The organism is Granulicella aggregans (assembly GCF_014203275.1).
Lineage (GTDB): Bacteria > Acidobacteriota > Terriglobia > Terriglobales > Acidobacteriaceae > Edaphobacter.
In genome coordinates this window covers 54,756-76,349 of the sequence record NZ_JACHIP010000006.1, presented here as the reverse complement: position 1 = coordinate 76,349, position 21,594 = coordinate 54,756, and the positions used below count along the sequence as shown (strand labels likewise).

At 60.2% G+C, this 21,594-nt stretch carries 13 protein-coding genes; 7 read left to right on the top strand and 6 right to left on the bottom strand.

Annotation, left to right across the window (positions count from 1 at the left end):
• Nucleotides 1-222: 222 nt before the first annotated feature.
• From HDF16_RS20265 to HDF16_RS20250, 4 genes are read right to left on the bottom strand one after another with little or no spacing between them, the layout of a single operon-like run.
• Entirely contained in the window at nucleotides 223-2,001 is a 1,779-nt protein-coding gene (locus HDF16_RS20265) for an amidohydrolase (RefSeq protein ID WP_348641368.1), read from the bottom strand.
• 13 nt (nucleotides 2,002-2,014) lie between these two features.
• A complete protein-coding gene (locus HDF16_RS20260) occupies nucleotides 2,015-3,280 on the bottom strand; it encodes a M20/M25/M40 family metallo-hydrolase (protein WP_184221017.1) in 1,266 nt (421 codons plus the stop codon).
• Complete coding sequence (gene truA / locus HDF16_RS20255; protein WP_184221015.1) at nucleotides 3,280-4,092, bottom strand: tRNA pseudouridine(38-40) synthase TruA; 813 nt, start codon at nucleotides 4,090-4,092, stop codon at nucleotides 3,280-3,282. Before truA ends, HDF16_RS20260 begins: the two co-directional genes overlap by 1 nt.
• Before the next feature lie 12 nt (nucleotides 4,093-4,104).
• Entirely contained in the window at nucleotides 4,105-6,135 is a 2,031-nt protein-coding gene (locus tag HDF16_RS20250; RefSeq protein ID WP_221312965.1) for a hypothetical protein, read from the bottom strand.
• Between the two features lie 384 nt (nucleotides 6,136-6,519).
• Between HDF16_RS20250 and HDF16_RS20245 the strand changes: the two genes are divergently transcribed.
• A complete protein-coding gene (locus HDF16_RS20245) occupies nucleotides 6,520-8,619 on the top strand; it encodes a TolC family protein (RefSeq protein ID WP_184221011.1) in 2,100 nt (699 codons plus the stop codon).
• Between the two features lie 84 nt (nucleotides 8,620-8,703).
• Nucleotides 8,704-10,821, top strand: a complete 2,118-nt coding sequence (locus tag HDF16_RS20240) for a thioredoxin domain-containing protein (RefSeq protein ID WP_184221009.1) — start codon at nucleotides 8,704-8,706, stop codon at nucleotides 10,819-10,821.
• Between the two features lie 9 nt (nucleotides 10,822-10,830).
• Here the strand turns inward: HDF16_RS20240 and HDF16_RS20235 are convergent, their stop codons facing one another.
• Entirely contained in the window at nucleotides 10,831-11,793 is a 963-nt protein-coding gene (locus HDF16_RS20235) for a mechanosensitive ion channel family protein (protein ID WP_246409467.1), read from the bottom strand.
• Between the two features lie 170 nt (nucleotides 11,794-11,963).
• Between HDF16_RS20235 and HDF16_RS30285 the strand changes: the two genes are divergently transcribed.
• The 5 genes from HDF16_RS30285 (at nucleotide 11,964) to HDF16_RS20210 (ending at nucleotide 17,723) form a co-directional block, all read left to right on the top strand.
• The gene (locus HDF16_RS30285) at nucleotides 11,964-12,350 is read left to right on the top strand and encodes a hypothetical protein (RefSeq protein WP_221312964.1); all 387 of its coding nucleotides are present in this window, start codon (nucleotides 11,964-11,966) and stop codon (nucleotides 12,348-12,350) included.
• Nucleotides 12,351-12,379: 29 nt separating this feature from the next.
• Nucleotides 12,380-12,712: a hypothetical protein gene (locus HDF16_RS20225; RefSeq protein ID WP_184221006.1), complete on the top strand. Its 333-nt coding sequence runs from the start codon at nucleotides 12,380-12,382 to the stop codon at nucleotides 12,710-12,712.
• 258 nt (nucleotides 12,713-12,970) lie between these two features.
• Entirely contained in the window at nucleotides 12,971-13,927 is a 957-nt protein-coding gene (locus HDF16_RS20220) for a hypothetical protein (protein ID WP_184221004.1), read from the top strand.
• A 197-nt stretch (nucleotides 13,928-14,124) separates the two neighbouring features.
• Nucleotides 14,125-16,329 carry an alpha-ketoacid dehydrogenase subunit alpha/beta gene (locus HDF16_RS20215; protein ID WP_184221002.1) on the top strand — a complete coding sequence of 735 codons (2,205 nt, stop codon included), beginning with the start codon at nucleotides 14,125-14,127 and terminating at the stop codon, nucleotides 16,327-16,329.
• Nucleotides 16,330-16,415: 86 nt separating this feature from the next.
• Nucleotides 16,416-17,723, top strand: coding sequence for a DUF1501 domain-containing protein (locus HDF16_RS20210; protein ID WP_184221000.1), 1,308 nt, complete (start codon nucleotides 16,416-16,418; stop codon nucleotides 17,721-17,723).
• Between the two features lie 131 nt (nucleotides 17,724-17,854).
• Here HDF16_RS20210 and HDF16_RS20205 read toward each other — a convergent pair whose 3' ends face one another.
• Complete coding sequence (locus HDF16_RS20205) at nucleotides 17,855-21,193, bottom strand: TonB-dependent receptor (protein WP_184220998.1); 3,339 nt, start codon at nucleotides 21,191-21,193, stop codon at nucleotides 17,855-17,857.
• Between the last annotated feature and the right edge of the window lie 401 nt (nucleotides 21,194-21,594).

Below are 21,594 nucleotides of genomic sequence, written 5' to 3'. Positions count from 1 at the left end.
GAGCGCCTTTTTACTATCAGCCATAGAGTTTAACCATTGAATTTGCCATCCTCGCGAAGCGGGGATCTGCGTTTACCGTTGCTGTTGTCACTGTCGTCGCCGCTGCAGTTGTTTGTCCTTGTAGTTGTTTGTTCCTGCCGTCATCCTGAGCGCAGCGAAGGACCCGCCACACTGCTCACATCACCACCGCATCCCGAACCTTTCAACCCATCACGACAAGAACTACTTACCCCCAAACACAGTCTCTCCACCCACCACCGTCCGAAGCACCTTCGTCCCTAGCAGCTCCTGCGGCGACACCTTCGTCACGTCCCGATCCAGCACCACCAGGTCCGCAAGATACCCCGGCTCCAGCCGCCCCTTCTCACCCTCCCGAAACTCCGCAAACGCCGACCCCTGCGTATACGCGTACAGCGCCTCTTCGATCGTCACCTTCTCCTGCGGCTGATACGTCTGAGTCCCAGCCTCGTTCATCCGAGTCACCGCCGCATACAGCCCCCGAAAAGGACCGATCGACTCCACCGGATAATCCGTCCCGAACGCCAGTGTCACCCCGTGGTCCAGAAACGACTTCCAGGTATACGAGAGCGCCACCCGGTCCGGCCCAAGTCTCGCGCCCGCCCAGTTCATGTCCGTGAGCAGATGCGACGGCTGCATCGACGCAATCACGCCGAGCTTCGCAAACCGGTCGAAGTCCTCCGCCTCCACCACCTGTGCATGCTCGATGCGGTATCGCAGTTGTGAAGCACCCGGAGCAGCATCCACATGGGCCACGATCGCTGCATCCGGATCAACCGGCGCAGGCCGTTGTCCCGGGAGAACGGCCACCTGCTCCGCCGCCTGGAACGCATCGAGTGCGACCTCATTCGCGCGGTCACCAATGGCGTGGAACCCAAGCTGAAATCCCGCCGCCGCCCGAGCCGTAGCCATTGCATTCAGCTTCGCCTGATCGGAGTAACGCAACAGGCCGGTATTGCCGGTATCGTCCGCATACGGATCTTCCATCGCCGCCGTCCGCGATCCCAAAGACCCATCCATGAACCCCTTCAGCATTCCCAGGTGCAGCAGCGGGTCGTTCGCATCGTGCGCCGCCCGGCGCTGCTTCAACACCTCCACTGGCGTGTCGAAGGCCATCCACTCGCTCACCCGCAGCTTCAGCGCATGCTGCCGCTCCATACTCTCGAGCACGAGGAAGTCCTCATACTCTGACAGGTCCTGAACGCTGGTGACGCCATGTGCCAGCGCCTCATCGATGGAGTATTGCAGCGCCCGCCGCCGCACGTCGCTCGAAGGCGGCGGAATCTTCCTGTCCACCAGTTCCATCGCCGCGTCCTCACGCAGGATCCCCGTTGGTTCGCCCGTCGCGTCATGATCGATCGCCGCCCCCGTCGGTGCCTTCGTCGCCGCCGTAATCCCAGCAGCCTCCAAGGCAGCCGAATTCGCCACCAGAATATGTCCGTCAACGCGCTCCAGCACCGCCGGATGTTTTCCCGTTACAGCATCCAGATCTGTCTTCGTCGGCAGCACTTTGCCCGGCCAAAGCGTGTGGTCCCATCCGCCGCCCTTGATCCAGCTTGCCGGATTCGCTGCCACTGCCGGATCAGCCGCGTAGGCCTTGATTCGGTCGAGCATCTCCGCCAGCGACTTCGAGCCGGTCAGATCAACCGTCAGATGCTGCTGTCCTGCTCCCGCGATATGCGTATGCGCGTCGTTGAACCCCGGCATCGCGAACGCCCCGTTCAGGTCGATCACCTTGGTCGATTCGCCCTTGAGCTTCAGCACCTGATCGTCCGATCCCACAGCCACGATCCGGCCGCCCGCAATCGCCAGCGCCGTCACCCGACCCGGTGTCACCGAGCTATCAGACTTCTTCAGGTGCGCTCCGGTCAGGATGTCGCCGTGAACAAAGATCGTCTCGACGGGCGGCTGATGCGAGCTTTGCGTAAATGCTGTGAGCGGCAGAAGCAGGGAAGCGACGCAGGCAGAAAGGATGGTCTTCACGCAGGTGAGTGTATCAAGCGGATGCAGAGGCATCCTGCGTCGAAGCCAGGTCAAGTGTGTCCAGCACTGTCAGCAGCACTCGCCGCAGTGCGGTCTCGCGGCCTGTTGGGTCATACCACTCCTGCAGCGTATGAATGCCCCCACCCTTGCCGCCGGCTCCAATCGCCACCGCCGGAATCTCCATCGAGAGTGGGATATTCGCGTCGGTCGAGCCGAGTCGCTGCTCGGTCCTCAGCGTGAGGTGGCGGTCTACAGCGCGAATCGTGCCCAGGAGGGGATCGTTGTCGCTGAGCGCTCCGCCGGGACGATCGCCGATGACTTCAATCTGCAGTCGAAGGTCTTTGGGGCAATTTTCCATGACGGTCTCTTCAAAAGCCGCCCGGATCGCCGCCTCCGTCTCCCGCAGTTGTTCCGCACTCGTCGAACGAAGATCGATCAGCGCCGTCGCACTCTCCGGTATCGAGTTCACCGAAGTCCCGCCCGTGATGTGACCCACATTCACCGTCGTTCGCGGAGTCGCTGGAAGGATCAGATCGTCGATACGAGAGAGCGCTCGGCTCATAACAGAGATCGGATTCGGCCGACCTGCATCTGTCCACGAGTGCCCACCCGGGCCATGTATCGTCACCCGAAACCTCCGGCTAGCAAGCGCCTTCGTGACCACAGAGTTCGAGCCCGCGCCCTCCAGGGCAATCGCCGCGGCGATCCGGCCACGATATGCCCCCTGGTGAAAGATATGGCGCATCCCCAGCAGATCGCCCTCGCCCTCTTCTCCTACGTTGGCTGCGAAGATGAGAGGGACTGGCGGCGCGATATTCGCATAGCGTAGAGCTGCAGCGATGGCCAGCAGTCCGGTCAGCCCGGCCGCGTTGTCGCACACGCCCGGACAAAATATCCGCGAGCCATCTTCGATCAGCAGCGCCGCATAGTCCTTACCTACAAGCTCCGCTGGAAAGACGGTGTCGAGGTGCGCGGACAGTAGGACGCAGGGTCCCGAACTTGTCTCAGCAGCCGCAATCTCACCTAAAACGTTACCGGCCCCGTCAAGATGCACGTTGCCCAGTCCAAGTGCCCGAAAGCGCTCCTCAAACCAGGCCGCCCGTGCAGCCTCGTCAAAGGTAGGCGCGGGAATCGCCAACATCTCCAATTGCCACATCCGAAGCTGCGGCTGGTGTAAATGCAGCCAATGGAACGCCCGATGGACAGCGGTGAGCGTCGCAAGCCGCGCGATGCGCTGGTTCGCCGAGGCCGGAGCTAGGTTGGACGCGAAGAGGCGCATCAGTACTCAACCTCTACCAGAAAAAGCCCGCGTGCGGGCGCGGTAGGGCCGGCCGCTGAACGATCATGCGCGGAGAGAATGCCTGCCATCGCGTCGATGGGAAGTCGCTCCGCTCCGATGTCCACGAACGTTCCAACCAGATTCCGCACCATATGGTGCAGGAAGCCAGAACCCCTGACGGTATAAACGTAGAGCCCGTCGCGTTCGTCCCATCTGGAGCGCTCGATGCGCCGAACGTTCGATCGCTGCTCCGACGGCAGCTCCAACGATTCGGCGTCGGCCAGGTTCCGGGTCGCCAGATCCGGGTCGCTCGCAGCGAAGCTGGTGAAGTCATGGTCTCCCATCACGTCTCCGGCCGAGCTTTGCAGAAGGCCAAGGTCGAGAGGCCATGGACAATCCCACACAAACGGAGCGAGCATAGGCGAACAGATCCGATCCACTCCTCCGGCGGCGCGCGCGATGCGGGGGAAGATCCGATATTCATACGTCTTGCGAACGGCGCTGTGCCGGGCGTGAAACTCCGGCGGGGCCTCTTCGACCACGAGCACGCGGATGCTCGGCGGCAGTGCGCGGTTCAAGGCTCGGTGCAGGTTCTCGGCCGGTATGGGCACTTCCAGAGAGAAGCTTGTAACCTGCCCCAGCGCGTGAACCCCTGCATCCGTCCGCCCGGAACCCTGCGGCAGGACCACTTCGCCCGTGACATGCTGAATGGCCGCTGCGAGACGTCCCTGCACCGTCGGTAGAGTAGGCTGCACCTGCCAGCCGCTGTAAGGCGTGCCGTCATAGCTGAGAGTAAGTTTCCAGAGTGTCATTGATTCCAATGCCTATTCCAGTGCAACTATGTATTGAGAGGGTCTAGGTGTGCCCGCAATCACTGCGCAGACGCTGACCGTCACTCTATCCGGCGCGGTTACCTGCGCGCTCACCTGGAATCCGCCCTGCGCGCTGAATCCGGGAGCCCCGTTTGTCTCGGCTGCCGACACGGGGACCATGCTCCGCGTGGCTCCGGGAATGCTGACGACGCCAGTGGCGCAGGAGCCGAGCGCCAGTGGCGATCCGCCAATCACGTCGCTCCTTCCACGCAGCGCGGCAGAGGCGCTGGCTGAACTACCGCCAAGGTTTCGTGCCTCAATCCGCGGCACGCGTAAAGTGGACGTCGCTGGGTTCCAGGTGATCTCGCCTCCGGGCAGGGCGAAGAGCGTCATCGGATCATTCGAGTGATCGGGATTGCCGTAGATACGAATCAAGGCTCCCGGAGCATCGCCAAAAGAGAACCCTGTGCTGAAATAGCCTTCCACCCTGTGCATCTCCGGTGCGCCCAGCATCCCTCCGAACCGATCGAAGATCTTGTAGTCGTTCAGGTTTACCGTCCGGTGAGCGATGAAGTTGTTCCCCACCGCTCCCATGCCATGAAACTCGACCAGGTCCACCGAACTGAGCGATCCATTCGACGGGGAGTTCTGGGTCAGATCAGTAAAGTGGCCGACCGTATTCACGACCACGTTGTGCGGTGCTTCCACCAGATCGCCCACAGCCCATGGAACCTCGTTTACCTCGCAGACCGGGTCGTCCTTCAGTGAACGATTCGTGATCACCTCGCAACCGGGATAGAGGTGATATCCGTTACGTCCCTCCACGCCGAAGCGCTCCGCCTCGCTCGCCATCGGCAGGTCGGCGATCACCTGCCCCTTGAAGTTGTACCCGTAGATCAGCTGATGCGGATCGACTGCTCCGAACGCGTAGTAAGACGACCTGTAACCGGTGACGGCAAGGTTCGCGTCGAAGCTGATGTACTGCCCACAGACGCCGCCCTGGAAGATGTTCGCGCCCGCGCTATTCGGATTACGGACCTCGATCGTGATCTTCTGATGATCTCCGCTGGCGACCGAAGCCGCAGTGATCCGCGCCTGCTCAGGATAGTTCGGTCCGCTCACGCAGACTGTACCTCCTGCGGTAAAGCTTCCTGCTCGCAGCCTGACGTTGCAGGTAAACGGTGCAATCTTCTGGACCAGATTGTTGTTAGGAATCTCGTTCTCGCAGACGCCCCAGGCGGTGCTGAGCGGCAGCTCGTTATCCACCTTCATGACGCCCAACGTAATTCCGGCCACCGACGATCCGGCACCCATGATACGGCCGGAGATCTTCCCCTGCGTGATGTCTAGCAGCGGCGCTCCGTCGGTAGTCCAGTCATTCCCGGATACGAATTTCAGGGCGGGCACCGTATCTCCAGTCCCGGCTGTCGCAGCGATCGATCCGTGAAAGTAGCCGGTCGTCTCGCCCATATCCAGAGCGTCGCCCTTGATGCTCTCGTCGGAAAGTGCCGTCGATCCACCGTCGGAGTAGACATAGTTATAACTGCCCATGGTGTCGCCTGCGGCGTGTTTGTACAGGAAGAGGCTGTGGGCCTGCGAGATTCCGCGGTTGGCCACATTCAGGAACTCCACATCGACCTTGTTCACCCTCCATCCGCCCATGTTGCCCAGGCTCAATCCCGGCCCGAAGGCGCTGACGTCGATGCGGTGCGCGGCCTGTGAGGTCTTTCCATTCGCTCCGGCAGGCTGGTCGAAGACCACGGTGTCGAGGTGACAGGCAGCCTCATTCACCGGTGTATTGATGCAGTTGGAGTACCGGTCGCCTCCCCGCAACGCCGCCGCATTCAATCCCAGCGCGGGAAGATTCTCCGCCGGTGGAATCGTCCTTTGCGTGTCCGGCGCGACCTGTGCCGCCGCTGGACCGGTAGATCCGAGAGCGAAATACAGGCCAGCAAGCACGGTAAGAACGGCGAGGGGAGGACGCTTCACCATCCCAGCAGTGTACCCTTCGGCCGGTCGGCGCTCAGCGGTTTCCAGCGGCATGCCCTTCACTCCGAACCTTTTACGGATGGCGCTTGGTATACTTCCTCGCAAGGCAAATCCCAGAAAAGTGGAAAGAATCTTCCCTGACGGAACGAAGCCGGATTGCCTTGCGTACTGTCAGCAGGCTAGTCAAACATCTCTATTTTGGAGTCGCGGATACGCGGCCGAGCATCTACAGAACACTGCTTAACTTTGCAATGAGGACACGCCCGGCCGCGAAGGCGGATCATGACCAGAGCCGTCGCGGGATTGATCTTTGTCTAGAGTTACAGTTTAGGACCGATGCACGGAACTGGCTCTCTGAGCCGCAGGCTTCTAGTTTGAGTCGTTACCGCCGCGGGTTCCGGGCGAATTTGTTCGGCGAAAGAAAGTTGGAGAGCGCAATTGAAACGTATTGATTTGAAGGCGGCAGCGACGATCGGTCTGGTGTTGATAGGTTCGACACCGCAGCAGGGTTTCACCCAGCAGGCGACTCCGCCGGCTACCCCGCCAGCGAGCAGTTCCTCCGCCGGGCTTACGGCGGATGGTCTGCCCCAGGCCCCGGAGCCTAAACTCACTGAGCCGCTCTTTCTGCGCAGTACGGCACGCGACTACACCAAGCCGAAGAGCCACTTCACGAACCCGATCGCGCCCTATACGGCCATCTCGGTTCCCATGCCGCGACTTGCAAACTCTTCCCAGCTCGACTCTCTGCTGCGCGACGGCAAGATCTACCTAAGTCTGTCGGACGCCATCGCGCTCGCGCTAGAGAATAACTACGACATCGCCATCGCGCGGATTAACCTCGACATTGCGGACACCGATCTGCTCCGCGCCCGCGCCGGCTCCACGCTGCGCGGCGTCTCGACCGGTATCGTAGCGAATACGCTTGGCGGCACTACTTCGACCATCACCGGCGGTGGTGGCCCGGGCGGCACGTCCAGCTCCGCCGGCGGCGGTGGTACCGGAGCTTCGGGCCTCGTGCTTAGCACGAACGGCGGTGGCCCTCTGCCAGAGAATCTCGATCCGACGCTGACCTCGCAGCTTGAGTACGAGCCCACCAGCCAGAAGCAGGCGAACACGCTCTTCAGCGGCGGCCTGACGGTGTTGAACACCAACACCTCGACATATAACTTCGGCTACACGCAGGGCTTCATTACCGGAACCCAGCTCGCGGTGACCTTCAATAACTCCCGCGTTACGACAAACAACCCGTTCTCGAACTACAGCCCGGACATCACCTCCAGCTTCCGTGCCACGGCGACCCAGCACCTGCTGCAAGGCTTCGGCTGGGGAGTGAACGGTCGCTTCATCCTCCAGGCGAAGAACGACCGTCGCATCACCGATTCGTCCTTCCGTCAGCAGGTGCTCTACACGGTCAACCAGGTGGAGAACATCTACTGGGGCCTCGTCAGCGCCTATGAAGATGTGCAGGCCAAGGAGCGGGCGCTCGGCCAGTCGACCCAGTTGACCTCCGACAATCGCAAGCAGCTTGAGATCGGCACCCTGGCTCCGCTCGACGTCGTCAACTCCGACAGCACGGTGGCGACAGACAAGCAGGCGCTGATCGTCTCGCAGACGAACCTCGAGTATCAGCAGCTCATCATGAAGCAGGCCATCGCCCGGACGTTGAACGATCCAGCACTCTCGGCAGCGCCGGTTATTCCGACCGACCGCGTCGGCCTCGATCGTCTACCGGAAGAAGACACCCCGGTTGAAGACCTCGTCCGCCAGGCCTATGTGAACAATCCGCAGATCGAGCAGGCGATCCTCAACATGAAGAACAACGAGATCACCATCAAAGCGGAGAAGAACGGACTTCTGCCCACGGTCGATGCGTATGCCTTCTACGGTGCCAGTGCTCTTGGCGGAGCGCAGAGTGCGAACGCTCTGAACTTCAACACCGGTAAGCCCTATGACCCGGGCACGTTCCCATCGATCGGTTACGGCACCGTCCTCAAGGATCTGTTCAACAGCAGCGCTCCCGATAAAGGCGTTGGTGTAAACATTACGATCCCTCTTCGCAACCGCACCGCGCAGGCTGATCAGGCCCGCTCGCAGATGGAGTACCGCCAGTCACAGATGCGCTTGCAGCAGATCTACACGCAGATCCGCATCCAGGTCATCAACGCGCAGTTCGCTTTGACGAACGACCGCGCCCAGGTGATGGCGGCGCAGGCCGCGCACGACTTCGCCAACCAGAGCCTCGATGCAGAGCAGAAGAAGTACAAGCTCGGAGCTTCGACGACGGCCAACGTCCTGCAGCAGGGACGTAACCTGGCCACCAGCGAGAACAATCTGCTCTCCGCTACTGCGGCCTACGCAAAGGACCGCGCCGCGCTGCAGCAGTTGCTCTCCACGACGCTCGATCACTACAGCATCAGCATCGAGTCCGCGGCGACCGGCGATATCGCCAAGGCTCCGGTGATCCCGGGGCTGACTGCACCGAAGGCCCCCGAAGCTCCGAAGCCGATCTCCTCCACGCCGCCTCCGCCTCCGCAGTAGGCCATCACAAGACCGCAACGAGAAGGCCCGGACTTCGGTCCGGGCCTTCGTCGCGTCGTAGCATAGAAGAGAAGTGGAGATGGAATGAGCAGTGAGCAAGTGAACGGGCTGGCCAAGGCGGCCTCGGCGTATCTAAGGTCCGCGATGCATCAGCCAGTGGACTGGCAGGAGTGGGGCCCCGAAGCATTCGCCAAGGCGCAGGCCGAAGACAAGCCGATCCTGCTCGACATCGGGGCGGTGTGGTGTCACTGGTGCCATGTGATGGACCGCGAGAGCTATGAAGATCCGCTGACCGCACAGATCATCAACGACCACTACATCGCGGTGAAGGTCGACCGCGACGAGCGGCCCGATGTGGACACCCGTTATCAAGCCGCAGTCGCATCGATAAGCGGACAGGGCGGCTGGCCGCTCACGGCATTTCTCACGCCAGCAGGTCTGCCCTACTTCGGCGGCACCTACTTTCCCCCGAAGGACCAGCACGGCCGCCCATCGATGCAGCGCGTTCTGCTGACCATGGCCGAGGCATTCCAGAAGCGCCGAGGCGAGGTAGATGAGTCCGCGGAAAGCGTCCTCGCAGCCATCGAGGAGAACGAGACATTCAACGAGACGGCGTCGAATCCAGGCGCTGAACTTCACGCGAAGCTGATCGCCGCGACGCTGAAGCAGTTCGACGCCCGCAACGGCGGCTTCGGCGGCCAGCCAAAGTTCCCGCACCCCGGCGCGATTGATATGCTGCTCGACGCCGCATCACGCACCAACGCCATAGCCGGAACACGAGACGCCGCGCTGATCACGCTCGAAAAGATGGCGAAGGGCGGCGTCTACGATCATCTCGCCGGAGGCTTCCATCGCTACAGCGTCGATGAGCGCTGGGTCGTTCCTCACTTCGAGAAGATGGCCTACGACAACAGCGAGCTGCTGAAGAACTACGTCCACGCCTACCAGAGCTTCGGAGCGCAAGAGTGCGCCCGCGTTGCCTTCGAGACGATGCAGTGGATCGACGAGTGGCTGAGCGACCAGGACCGCGGTGGTTTCTACGCCTCGCAGGATGCTGACTTCTCGCTCGAAGACGACGGCGACTACTTCACCTGGACCCGCGCCGAAGCGGCTGCCGCGTTGAGCAGGGAAGAGCTTGCCATCGCCGGCCCGTGGTTCGATATCGGCGAACTCGGCGACATGCACCACAATCCGCAGAAGAACGTGCTGCACATCCTGCAGCCGCTGGCGGCTGTCGCGAAGTCCGCACGAGTCACCGAGGACGATGCCACAGCGTTGCTGGCAAGTGCCAAACGCAAGCTCTACGCGGCACGTCTCGCGCGGCCGACGCCCTTCATCGATAAGACTCTCTACACGGCGTGGAACGGCATGTGCATCTCGGCATACCTCGAAACCTCGCGCGTGTTGCGCATCCCGGAGGCGCGGGCGTTCGCGCTGAAGTCGCTCGACCGAGTGCTCGATTCCGCCTGGAGCAGCGATGCATCGATGGCGCACGTCGTCGCCTACGCCGACGGTCTCGCTCGCGCCTCACGCGTGGCTGGCGGCCTCGAAGACTACGTCTTCATCGGCCACGCCGCGCTCGATGCCTGGGAGACCACCGGCGAGTTGAAGTACTACACCGCCGCCGAACAGATCGCCGCCAGCACCGTCACTCGCTTCTACGACACCCAGGGCAACGGCTTCTTCGATACGGAATCTCTGCCCGAAGGAGAGCAACGCCCCGGCGTTCTCGGCACCCGTCGCAAGCCGCTGCAGGATTCCCCCACGCCAGCAGGCAATCCCGTCGCGGCATCTCTCCTTTTGCGAGTCGCTGCGCTCAATGGCAGCGAAGATTACTCAGAGAAGGCGAAGCTCACGCTGGAGAACTTTGCCGGCATGGTCGAGCATCTCGGACTCTACGCCGCAGGCTACGCGCTCGCGCTGCAAAGAATGATTCAACCGCCCGTACAAATCTGCGTAGTCGGCGAAGACGCGCTGGCCGATGAACTCGAAGGCATCGCGCTGGCACGCTTCGTCGTAAACAAATCGGTGATCCGTCTCCGTCGCGATCAGCTCGGCTCGCTTCCGCCGGCACTCGCGGAGACGATCCCGAATCTTCCCTCCACCGCAACCAGCATCGCTTTAGTCTGCACGGGAAGAAGCTGCCTCCCGCCAGTGAGTGATGCAGAGGGGCTGATCGCGGCGCTCGCCACCGCGATCTAGCCCGCGCCTCTACGTCCCAATCAGCGGCTGCTGCGCCGGTGGAGCCGTAGGATCGGCGTGCTGCATCACCAGCATGTTGGCCGGGTCCGTCCCCAGCGGAATCCCCTCGCTCTCGAAGGTCTTGATGATCCGTCTGCGAATCTCGCGCAGCACACCCCACTGCTGGTTGGCCCGGCATTTGATCGTGATGGGGTAGACCACCTCGCGCCCCTTGATCTGGTCGAGCCCCGGAACGTCGGGGTCCGCGATCACGACCTGCTTGAACGCCACGTCATTACGCACCTCCATCGCAACAGCTTTCAACAGCCGCAGGACCTTGTCCGGGTCCGCACTCGCGTCGACATTCAAATTGATCGCACCCACGGAGAAGTCCCTCGATTGATTTGAGACAGTAGCGATCTGGCTGTTGGGAATGATGTGCAGTGTACCGTCGCCATCGCGGAGAGAGGTGCGGCGCAGGCTCATATCCTCCACCGTCCCAGTAAGCGAGGCGATCTTCACGACATCGCCCACATTGAACTGGTCTTCGACCAGAATCAGGATGCCATTGATCATGTCCTTAAAGATGGACTGCGCTCCAAGACCGATACCCACTCCCAACACTCCAGCCGAGGCCAGCAGAGGTGTCAGGTTGATGTTGAACACTGACAGCACATGCAGCAGGACAATGAATCCAATGATGCTGTAGGATGTCGCCCGCAGGACGGCGGCCATGGTGCGAAGCTGCGAAGCGCGCTGCGTGTTGCCGACCTGGCGGTCAGCCAACCGCAGCATCCGGTTGACGAAGAACTTGACCAACTGCGTAAGGGCGAAAGCGATGAGCAGCACGACAGCGAGGCGTGGGAGATCGAGCTGGACGAAGTCGATAATCTCGTTGTGCCATCCCCGTTCCACCCCTTCAAGAGTGCGCTCTTCCCGGACCGCCGTGCTCGCTGTAGAAGCCGCTTGCATAAGAATGATTGCTGGGAGCATGATTTCCCTAACTCTTTCTGTAGTTATTCGCCGTCGGTGCGGCGCGAATGAAGGAATACGGATGCGGACCACTTGAAAGCCGTATGGACTCGCATCTGCGGGGCATCACCCAAGTCTATTGAGATGCGTGTTCCATCGAATGAGTAAGAGAAGCAGGATTGGAGCAGGCCGTGAACGGAAGGCGTCAACTTCGAGCAATTCTGGTGTCCGTAGCGGTGCTGGCACTCCAGTGTCCTGCACGGCCTTTGGGATTGGCCCAGATGCAGACTGGTAGCGGTGCCTCGACGATGGGCACAGGAACTGGCAGGACCGGGAGGCATTCGCTCGATGACGATATGGACCCCCATCAAAATCTGCCTGAATCCTACGCAAGAATGCAGAACACAGAGCGACAGAAACGCCTGGTAAGCGATACCGAGCGTCTGCTCAACCTGACGAGCCAGTTGAAGGCGTCCATCGCGAGCTCCGGAGGTGAGGCGCTGACTCCAGACATGCTGCGGCAGATGGACGAGATTGAAAAGCTAGCTCGAAGCGTGAAGAACAAGATGCGGAACTAATAGGACGAACGTCTGCTGGGGAAGTTGCGATGCGGAGACTTTGGTTAGCGGTTGCGGCGGTGATACTCCTCGCGAACACCTTCGGGTGGACGCAGCAGCGGAGCATTGCGCCAATTCAGATTCCCGCTCCAACCCAGTCCCAGCCTCAGGCTGCCGCTGAGGCTGACCCAGCTAAGGAAGCGACTCGCACGTCGAAACAGAAACTTCTGGATGACCAGGCCCAACGTTTGGTAACCATGGCGACCGAACTGAAGACGGCGGTCGACAAGACGAACAAGAATATCCTTTCGATGGACGTAGTAAGGAAAGCTGAAGAGATTGAGTCTCTTGCGCACAAGATGAAAGATCAGGGGAAGAAATAGAGGTCGGGCTGCTACGTGCTTTTTTGCAGAGCGGAGTTCCCGGTGTCTACTCGTTCCGAAGACGCAAACTTTGGTTTTGTTTCATTAGCTAAGGCCGTTCGGGCCCTGGAAATGGAGAGAACTTCGCGATTACCGTAACCTTCTAATTCGGTTACTCTCGTCCGATGTCCAAGGCCTTATTGGGTGATCTGGCGAGCGTCGTCTGCTAACTTGCAACCATATTGAATAAATTTGCATCCGCGCTTGCCGGAGGTTGTCTTGGCCGCACACGTCATATCCGAACTTTCTCAGCCCTCTCCGCTGACATCCGCTCTGCCCACGGTAGAGACTCTCACATCGAAAGATGCTCGCCTGGAGATTGATCCAGCTTCGTACTCGGCCCTGTACAACAACACCCCGTTCAGCTTCCAGCACAATCTGCATAAGCTTGATCTCTTCCAGTTCGAATCCATCTGCGACCTGGCAGACCGCTACACCGGCGCTTCGCCGAACGACTACTTCGTCACCGGATCCAGCCCGAAAGCAGATGCCGCCTTCTTCGACACCGAGCAGATCGTCTTGAAGCCAGTTGAAGCGATCCGCAAGCTGGATGAGAAGCCCACTCGCATCCTGCTGAAGCGGCCGGAGAACTACGACGTACGCTTTCGCGATCTGATGAATGGCTTGATTCAACAACTTCGCGCCTTGCCTGGCGGCCTGGGCAACCAGCCAATCCGCCGGATCCAGTCGAGCATCTTCATTACCTCCGCCGCTGCGACGACGGCTCTCCACTTCGATCCCGAGGTCGCCTTCTTCACCCAGATCGAAGGTGACAAGGACTACCACGCTTATCCGCCTGATCAGGTGACCGAGGAGGAGTTGGAGACGTTCTACTCGCGCGGCCGAGTCAGCATCGGACAGTTGGACATGTCAAAGCTGAATCCGGACCAGGACCACTTCTTCCCCCTGAAGGCCGGAGTCGGATTCCACCAGCCGCAGAACTCGCCCCACTGGGTGCAGACGCGGGCGGTCCGTTCGATCTCCTACAGCCTGGTCTACGAGACCGCGCTGGACAAGCAGATCGGTCTCACCCGTGCTTTCAACTACTTCGAGCGGAAGGTCGGTTTACATCCTGCTGCGCCGACGAAAAACCCGCAGTTGGATGGACTCAAAGCGCGCGCGATCGTTCCGGTGCGCTTCGGACTCAAGGTCGCCCACAAACTCCGTCACGGATAAGCGCCCTCGATTGAGTAGCTTCAAAGGGATGGCCGCGAAGTCTTCGCGGCCATCCTTTTTCCTTTGCTGAGAGCCTCGCCGGTCTTCGGCGGCTGCGATTTGCCTACCGTCACAGCCGTGTGGCAAAGTGTGAATCCTCCGAGAAATCGGTACAATCGGTAGTGGTTCGGATCGTCAATCGCGTCGAGGAAAATGGCATGGGTCGCAAAACTTTACCGAGCCTTAACGGCTCGTCTACGTCCGTGCAGGAAGCGGACGATACCCTGTTAGATCGCGAACAATTGATTGAGTTCTACCGGCTGATGTACCTGTCGCGCCGAACGGACGACCGCGAGATCGTCCTCAAGCGGCAGCAGAAGATCTTCTTCCAGATATCCTGCGCCGGACACGAGGCGCTTCTGGTCGCCGCTGGAATGGCGATGCGTCCCGGCTACGACTGGTTCTTCCCGTACTATCGCGACCGCGCAATCTGCCTGACGCTCGGCAACACGGTCGAAGAGCAGCTACTGCAGGCTGTCGGCGCGGCCGACGACCCCGCGAGCGGTGGCCGCCAGATGCCCTCGCACTGGGGTATCAAGAAGCTGAACATCGTCACCCAGTCCTCCGCCACGGCGACCCAGTGCCTGCACGCGGTAGGCTGCGCAGAGGCTGGGCGGTACTTCCGCAACCATCCCGAAGCCTCAGCCAAGCCAGCCCTCTCCTCAGGCATCGACTACCGGCAGTATAAGGATGTGAAGTTCGAAGCCGACGAAGTCGTCTATGTCTCCATCGGCGAAGGCTCGACCAGCCAGGGCGAGTTCTGGGAGTCGCTGAACACCGCTTCGAATGCCAAGCTGCCGATCGTCTTCGTGGTCGAAGATAACGGCTACGCGATCTCCACCCCGGTCGAGGCAAACACACCCGGCGGAAACATCTCGAAGCTGGTGGCAAACTTCCCCAACTTCCACTTTGCGGAAATTGACGGAACCGACGCCATCGCCAGCTACAAAGCCATGGTGGAAGCAGTCGCCTACTGCCGCGCAGGCCATGGTCCGGCGCTGGTGCACGGCCACGTGGTGCGGCCTTACTCGCACTCGCTCTCAGACGACGAACGCCAGTATCGCTCCGCCGAAGAAGTCGAAGCGGACTCGCTGAAGGACCCCATCGCCAGGATGCAGATGTACCTGCTGCGCGAGGGTATCCTCAACGAAGCCGAGATCGACCGCCTCGAACGCCAGGTGGACGAAGAAGTGCAGCGCGCAGCCGACCGCGCGGTGCGTGGCCCTCTGCCGGTTGCAACGCGGGAGGCGATTCTCAAGCATGTTTATTCCGAAGACCTGAGCGTCACCGATCCCCGATTCTCCACCGAGCCGCAGCGCACCCCGGACGACGCCGAACGCACCATGGCAGACCTTATCAATGCCTGCCTGAAGGACGAGATGCGCCGCGACGAGCGCATCGTCGTCTTCGGCGAGGACGTAGCCGACGCCACCCGCGACACCGCGCTCCGGGCAGGGAAGATCAAAGGCAAGGGCGGCGTCTTCAAGCTCACCTCCGGTCTGCAAAATGAGTTCGGCAACGACCGCTGCTGGAACTCCCCGCTCGCCGAAGCCAACATCGTGGGCCGCGCGGTGGGCATGGCCGTGCGCGGCATGAAGCCCGTTGTCGAGATCCAGTTCTTCGACTACATCTGGCCCGCCGTCCACCAGATGCGGAACGAACTCTCCGTGATCCGGTGGCGCTCAAACGGAGAGTACAGCTGCCCGGTCGTGATCCGTGTGCCGATTGGCGGCTATCTTACTGGCGGCTCGATCTATCACTCGCAGTCGGGCGAGAGCATCTTCACGCATACGCCCGGAATCCGCGTGGTGATGCCGTCGAACGCCCTCGACGCCGTCGGCCTGCTGCGAACAGCGATCCGCTGCGATGATCCGGTGCTGTTCCTCGAACACAAGCGCCTGTACCGCGAAACATTTGGCCGCGCGATGTATCCGGGGCCGGAGTACGCAATCCCGTTCGGCAAAGCCAAGATCGTGAAGGCTGGCACAGACGTCACGGTGGTGACCTACGGAGCGGTTGTGCCCAGAGCTCTGCAGGCTGCCATGAAGATCGAGCGCGAGCTGGGCATTAGCGTCGAGTTGATCGACCTCCGAACCCTCAGCCCCTACGACTGGGAGACGATCGCCGAGTCCGTGCGCAAGACGAACCGCGTCATTGTGGCCCACGAAGATATGCAGAGCTGGGGCTATGGCGCAGAGATCGCCGCCCGGATCGGTGACGAACTCTTCCACGATCTCGACGCCCCCGTGCGCCGAGTTGCTGCGATGGACACCTTTGTGGCCTATCAGCCGGCGCTGGAGGACGTGATCCTGCCGCAGGCGGATGATGTCTACAAAGCGATTGCGGAACTCGCAGCGTTTTAAGGGCAACTTAACCCGCAGATCGGCGTTTGACTGGGTAGAGCTGCTGCGGGCGCTCGTTCCAAGCCTGCTGCGATGTGGAGTCTGCCATGGCGATTTTGAAAGATTCGAGCGATTGGGGCTGTGACCTGCACGGGCGAGACTTGGCGCGGCGCGCGGTTTCGCGGCGCGGGTTTATGAAGAACGGCGCGCTCGCCCTCATCGGGACCTCCGTGATTCCCGCCTTTTTGCATCGCAGCGTCATGGCGGAGATGACGACCGCCGCAGCAAACAAGAAGAAGCTGGTGGTGCTTTTCCAGCGTGGGGCCGCAGATGGGTTAAACGTTGTCGTCCCCTATCGCGAGAAGAACTACTACTCGATGCGGCCCTCGATCGCGATCAAACCGAATGAGGTTCTGGACCTGGACGGGTTCTTTGGCCTGCATCCAGCGTTGGCAAGTTTCAAGCCGCTCTACGAACAAGGACACCTGGCCGTGATTCATGCGGCGGGATCGACGGATTCGTCACGGTCGCACTTCGACGCCCAGGACTTTATGGAGAGCGGCACCCCTGGAATCAAGTCGACCGAGGACGGCTGGCTGAACAGAGCCCTCGCAGACGAGAAGACCTCCGGGAAGCTCTCGCCATTCCGTGCCGTCGCGCTGGGGACGCAGGTTCCGCGCACGCTTGCAGGCAGGGTGCCAGCGGTGGCGGTGGCCAATGTCGCAGACTTTTCGGTCGCCGGTAAAGGCCAGCAGACCAGTGCCTTATCGAATGCGTTTCAGGCGATGTACGACGAGAGTACGGACGCAGTGCTTCACGGCACGGGACAGGAAACCTTCGAAGCGGTGAAGATGCTCAAGTCTGCTGACCCCGCTAAGTATCAGCCTGCAGCAGGCGTGGCGTATCCCAAGGGCGGCTTCGGCAACAGCATGAAGCAGATCGCGCAGTTGATGAAGGCGAACCTCGGAGTGGAAGCGGCGTTCTCCGACATTGGTGGATGGGACACGCACCAGAACCAGGGAGCGGCAACCGGGCAGCTTGCGGGACGTTTGAAGGAGTTCTCCGAGGCGATCTCAGCGTTCTGGAGGGACATGGGAGCAGAGGCTGAAAACATCACGCTGGTGACCATGTCGGAGTTTGGCCGTACCGCCCGGCAGAATGGTACCGGTGGTACTGATCACGGTCACGCGAACGTGATGTTCGTGCTGGGCGGGCAGGTGAAGGGCGGCAAAGTCTACGGCAAATGGCCGGGCTTGAGTGATGGCCAGCTGAACGAGGGCCGCGATCTTGCCGTGACTACGGACTTCCGCCGCGTTCTGGGCGAGGCAGTGTATAAAACCCTCGGATCGAAAGACATGGAACGAGTCTTCCCCGGAGCGCGAGTGGTGCCGGGGGATTTTCTAGGGTTCGCCTAGAAGACGAAGGTCGACGGTTGAGCAGAGCCTTTCGGCATATTCCAAGCTGCTCTCTCCTTCTAACGTTGGAGCCGGAGCAGCGGCCGCCCCGTGTAAGGAGGAAGCCGCTCGCTCTGCGAGGACGCGATTGGTTAGAAGGTGTAGTGCGCAGCCAGCTGCAATGTCCGCGATGGAGTAGTTCCGGATTGCAGCGTGCTGATCTTGCCGAAGCTGGCGCTGCCGAACGTTGTGTTTGGATTGCCAAGGTTCGCGTGGTTGAAGGCGTTGAAGGCTTCGAGACGGAACTCGACACCGTGGTTGTCATGAAGCGCAACTCGCTTCAGCAAGGTAAAGTCTGCCGTAATCAGGCTTGGTCCGCGTCCAAAGGTGCGGGGCGCGTTCCCGAAGGTGTATGCAGCATTTTGCGTAAAGGCCCCCGTATTGAACCACTGGTTAATCTTCTGCGCCCTGGCTCTTGATGAAGAGAGGCTGTTCGGATCGCCGGTAAGGTTCGGACGAACTCCATCGGAGTAACTGCCCGTGTTGTTCGTCGCGTCGATCACGCTAAGCGCAGTGCCCGAGTGAATCTCAGCAAGGCCGCTGACGGACCATCCGCCAACCGTCTGGCTGAGCCAACGTGACTGCACGTCGACAAGTTTGCCGCGGCCAACCGGCAACTCAAATACGCCATTGGCGATGAGCCGGTTGCGTACATCGTTGCCAGACAGGCCCCAGCGATCCTGCGGGTTGTAGTAGTCGGTGTAAGTGTTGGTTCCGGGGTAGCTTGCCAACTCGCTGCGCGACGTCTGGTTATCGAGGAACTTCGAGTAGGTGTAGTTCACCTGATACTGGAAGCCATGGCTGTAGCGCTTTTGCAGTCCTACATTCACGCCGTTGTACTTTGACGCGCCAATATCCGGATAGAGATTCTGCACATTGTTGAACTGCGGGAAGGGACGGAGAATCTGCGTATTGGGATAGGCTGAGGGATTGGCGGCAATCAGTGCGAGGTTCTGGGGAGTTATCTGGTCGATCGCTTCGGCGGATGGGCTAGGAAGATGGTGCCCAAAGGTCCCTAGATATCCAGCCTCAAACAGGAGACTCCCTGCGAACTCATGCTGCACGTTGAAGTTCGCCTGATAGATGTAGCCAGTCAGACGATGCGGTGCGATGAACTGTGGAGCGATGTAGGGCCTCTGTCCCACTGCGACGGCACCGTACCCAGACGTCAATTGATCGAGCGTCGGGACAGCGGCAAGTCCCGTGCCTGCGGTTGCATTGTCTTTCAGCAGGAACGCCGGCGTGCCCGAGCCGGGATTTGAAGAGGATACGGTGACTGCATTCGAGAAGCCGGTGTTCAAGACGATCGGTGTCGCCTGATCGTACTCGCCAGGGTAAAGCACCGAGAAGCCTCCGCGAACCACGCTATGCTCGCGCGGCGTATAGGCGAATCCGAACCGCGGCCCGAAGAGGGCGTCGTCGAAGTTATTGGCATACTTACTCTGCCCATTGATGCCAGCAAAGGTGATGACGCCCGGCGTATTTGAGACGGGGTTACTCTGCGTTGTGTCGAAGGAGTTCTGGCGGTTATCGCTGAGGTAGCGGGGCGAGTCCACGTCCCAGCGAAGACCGTAGTTCAGTGTAAGACGATCGTTCACGTGCCAGTTGTCCTGAGCATAGAGACCTACACTCCATGCAAGTGAGTGGAGGTATAAGGTCTCCTGCCGGCTGGCTGAAGCGACGCGGCCCCAGAGCAGGTTTGCCAAGCTTCCCGCAGCAGTGTTCGTACTGACACCCGTGTTGTTGAAGGTGAAAAATCCACCACCCGAGGGTGAATAAAGATCGCCATCCGCGGCGGTGCGATAATCCACACCAAACTTGAACTGATGACTGTTGCGCTGCCAGGAAAAGTTATCGGTGTATTCATTGCTGACAATAGGAGTCTGCAGTCGCTGCTGTTGGGATGTATTTCCGATTGCATTCAGGCCGTTGACCGTAACTCCGGGGAAAAACGTTGGATTGGTTCCGGGTAGACCTAAATCCGTAGCCGCCGTCGACTTCACTCCATGGCTGATCGAGAGTGACTGGCGTCTGGTGAATGTCACGCGAGCTTCGTTGAGCAGCTTCGCGTTGAAGATATGATTCCAGGTCGCGGAAGGATTGTAGTAGTAGTTATGCGAGAGCACGCCGTAGCTGTCTGTTCCGGGAGTAGGGAAGACATCCTGAGTGTCGGTATGATCCGGCTGAGCGAGGAAGCGTCCGTAGATAGAATCCTTCTGGCCGAAGGTGTGATCGAGCCGTACAACATAGTCATTGAAGACCGCGGGTGCGGGATTATTGCTGCTGTAGTTGTTGCTGTTGATCGAGGCCCCCGCGACGTTTGGCAGCGGATAATACGACGCCAATTTAACTCCGTATGGGTCAAGCTCCGACACGGGGATTTTATTCAGGGTCCCGTCGTCTCCAATGACTTGTTTGCCAGTCTTAGGATCGATGATCGGGGTTGCGATCGCACTGAAGTCGCCAGCGCGTTCGGCCGCCGTAGGTACGCTCAGAAGTAGTACGTTCGTCGACGTCTGAAGCTTTCCTTCGTAGGTAAAGAAGAAGAAGGTCTTGTCCTTCTTGATGGGACCGCCGATACTTCCGCCGAAGAGTTTGTACTTCAAGGGCGGATTCTTTGTCGTAAAGAGCGGAACGGCCTGAAGGTCCTGGTTGCGGTAGTAGATGTATCCGCTCCCGTGATAGTTATTCGTGCCGGACTTAGTCGTCATCTGGATGACGCCGCCGCCGGAGCGGCCAAGCTCAGCCGTGTAGTCGCTCACACTGAGGCTGAACTCCTGCAACGAGTCGATGGGCAGGTCGAACATCTGTGTGGGTACGCCCTGCAGCAGGTTCTGTGTCGTTCCGCCATCGACCGTGTAGTTTGCGTTTCCGCCACGGCCACCGGCAATCGCGAAATATGCGCCAGAGCCCGTGCCGCCTCCAACTACAAAACCATTGAGCCGCTGCAATTGTGTCGCGCGCCGATCGATTAGCGGAAAGTTGGTGATGGTCTTGTTCTCGATCACGTTGGTCACCGAAGAGGCTGCAGTCTGTAGCAACGCTGCATCCGTCTGCACGTCGATCGACTGCTCCACCTGGCCTGGCGTGACGACAAACTCGACCGGTGTTGTCTGGCCAGTCAAGAGTTGTACTCCTGTTTGTGTTTGGGTGCCGAAGCCTGCCTTCTCGACCTTAATCTCATATTTTCCCGGGATTAGTACGGGGAAGGAGAAGAAGCCGGAGTCGTCGGACCTGGTCTCATGGACATCACCGGTCTCGGCGCGGGTTGCGGTTACGGTGGCGCCGCCGATCTGTGCCTTCTGGCTGTCCTGCACGGAGCCGGAGATCGCCGCGCTGTTCTGCGCGTCTGCTCGAACGGCCCCGAGAGCAAGGGCGGCCGCTAAGGCAAGTCGCACGAGGCCGATTTTATTTAGAAATAGCGTCTTCATCACAACTGGCTCCTGATAGGTCGTACGTTGTTCCAAGAGAAAGAAAAAAGCCCACGAGATTGTTCTCGTGGGCTCTAGAGCTGCTCATGTTGAGATGGAGGTCAACACAATGCGGCGATAGTTTCAGACGAGATTGCGCTTGAGCGCGTCCTATTGGTCGCCCTGAAACAACAATTCATGGATTGCGGGTAAATCACTCAGAACTCCAGTACGAGAGTCGGGGTTCGAAAACAGAGAAGAGGGCATCACTTCGGATTCCTGCCCATGCGCCGGGTCAAGAAAAAACCCACCGGAACTACGGGTGGGCAGTGTGCTTTCTGGGGTTTATCTCGATCGAAGAGAAGCTCAGATGCAGTGCCCACAACATATTCCGGCGCGGCGGATACAACAGGCCGTGCGGC

What these genes read in the sequence shown, in the direction of transcription:
- HDF16_RS20260 (WP_184221017.1), bottom strand. Translation starts at nt 3,280, where the DNA reads ATGCGCCTCTTCGCGTCCAACCTAGCTCCGGCCTCGGCGAACCAGCGC.
- HDF16_RS20205 (WP_184220998.1), bottom strand. Translation starts at nt 21,193, where the DNA reads ATGAAGACGCTATTTCTAAATAAAATCGGCCTCGTGCGACTTGCCTTA.
- HDF16_RS20250 (WP_221312965.1), bottom strand. Translation starts at nt 6,135, where the DNA reads ATGCCGCTGGAAACCGCTGAGCGCCGACCGGCCGAAGGGTACACTGCT.
- HDF16_RS20225 (WP_184221006.1), top strand. Translation starts at nt 12,380, where the DNA reads ATGCGGAGACTTTGGTTAGCGGTTGCGGCGGTGATACTCCTCGCGAAC.
- truA (WP_184221015.1), bottom strand. Translation starts at nt 4,092, where the DNA reads ATGACACTCTGGAAACTTACTCTCAGCTATGACGGCACGCCTTACAGC.
- HDF16_RS20235 (WP_246409467.1), bottom strand. Translation starts at nt 11,793, where the DNA reads ATGCTCCCAGCAATCATTCTTATGCAAGCGGCTTCTACAGCGAGCACG.
- HDF16_RS20215 (WP_184221002.1), top strand. Translation starts at nt 14,125, where the DNA reads ATGGGTCGCAAAACTTTACCGAGCCTTAACGGCTCGTCTACGTCCGTG.
- HDF16_RS20240 (WP_184221009.1), top strand. Translation starts at nt 8,704, where the DNA reads ATGAGCAGTGAGCAAGTGAACGGGCTGGCCAAGGCGGCCTCGGCGTAT.
- HDF16_RS20210 (WP_184221000.1), top strand. Translation starts at nt 16,416, where the DNA reads ATGGCGATTTTGAAAGATTCGAGCGATTGGGGCTGTGACCTGCACGGG.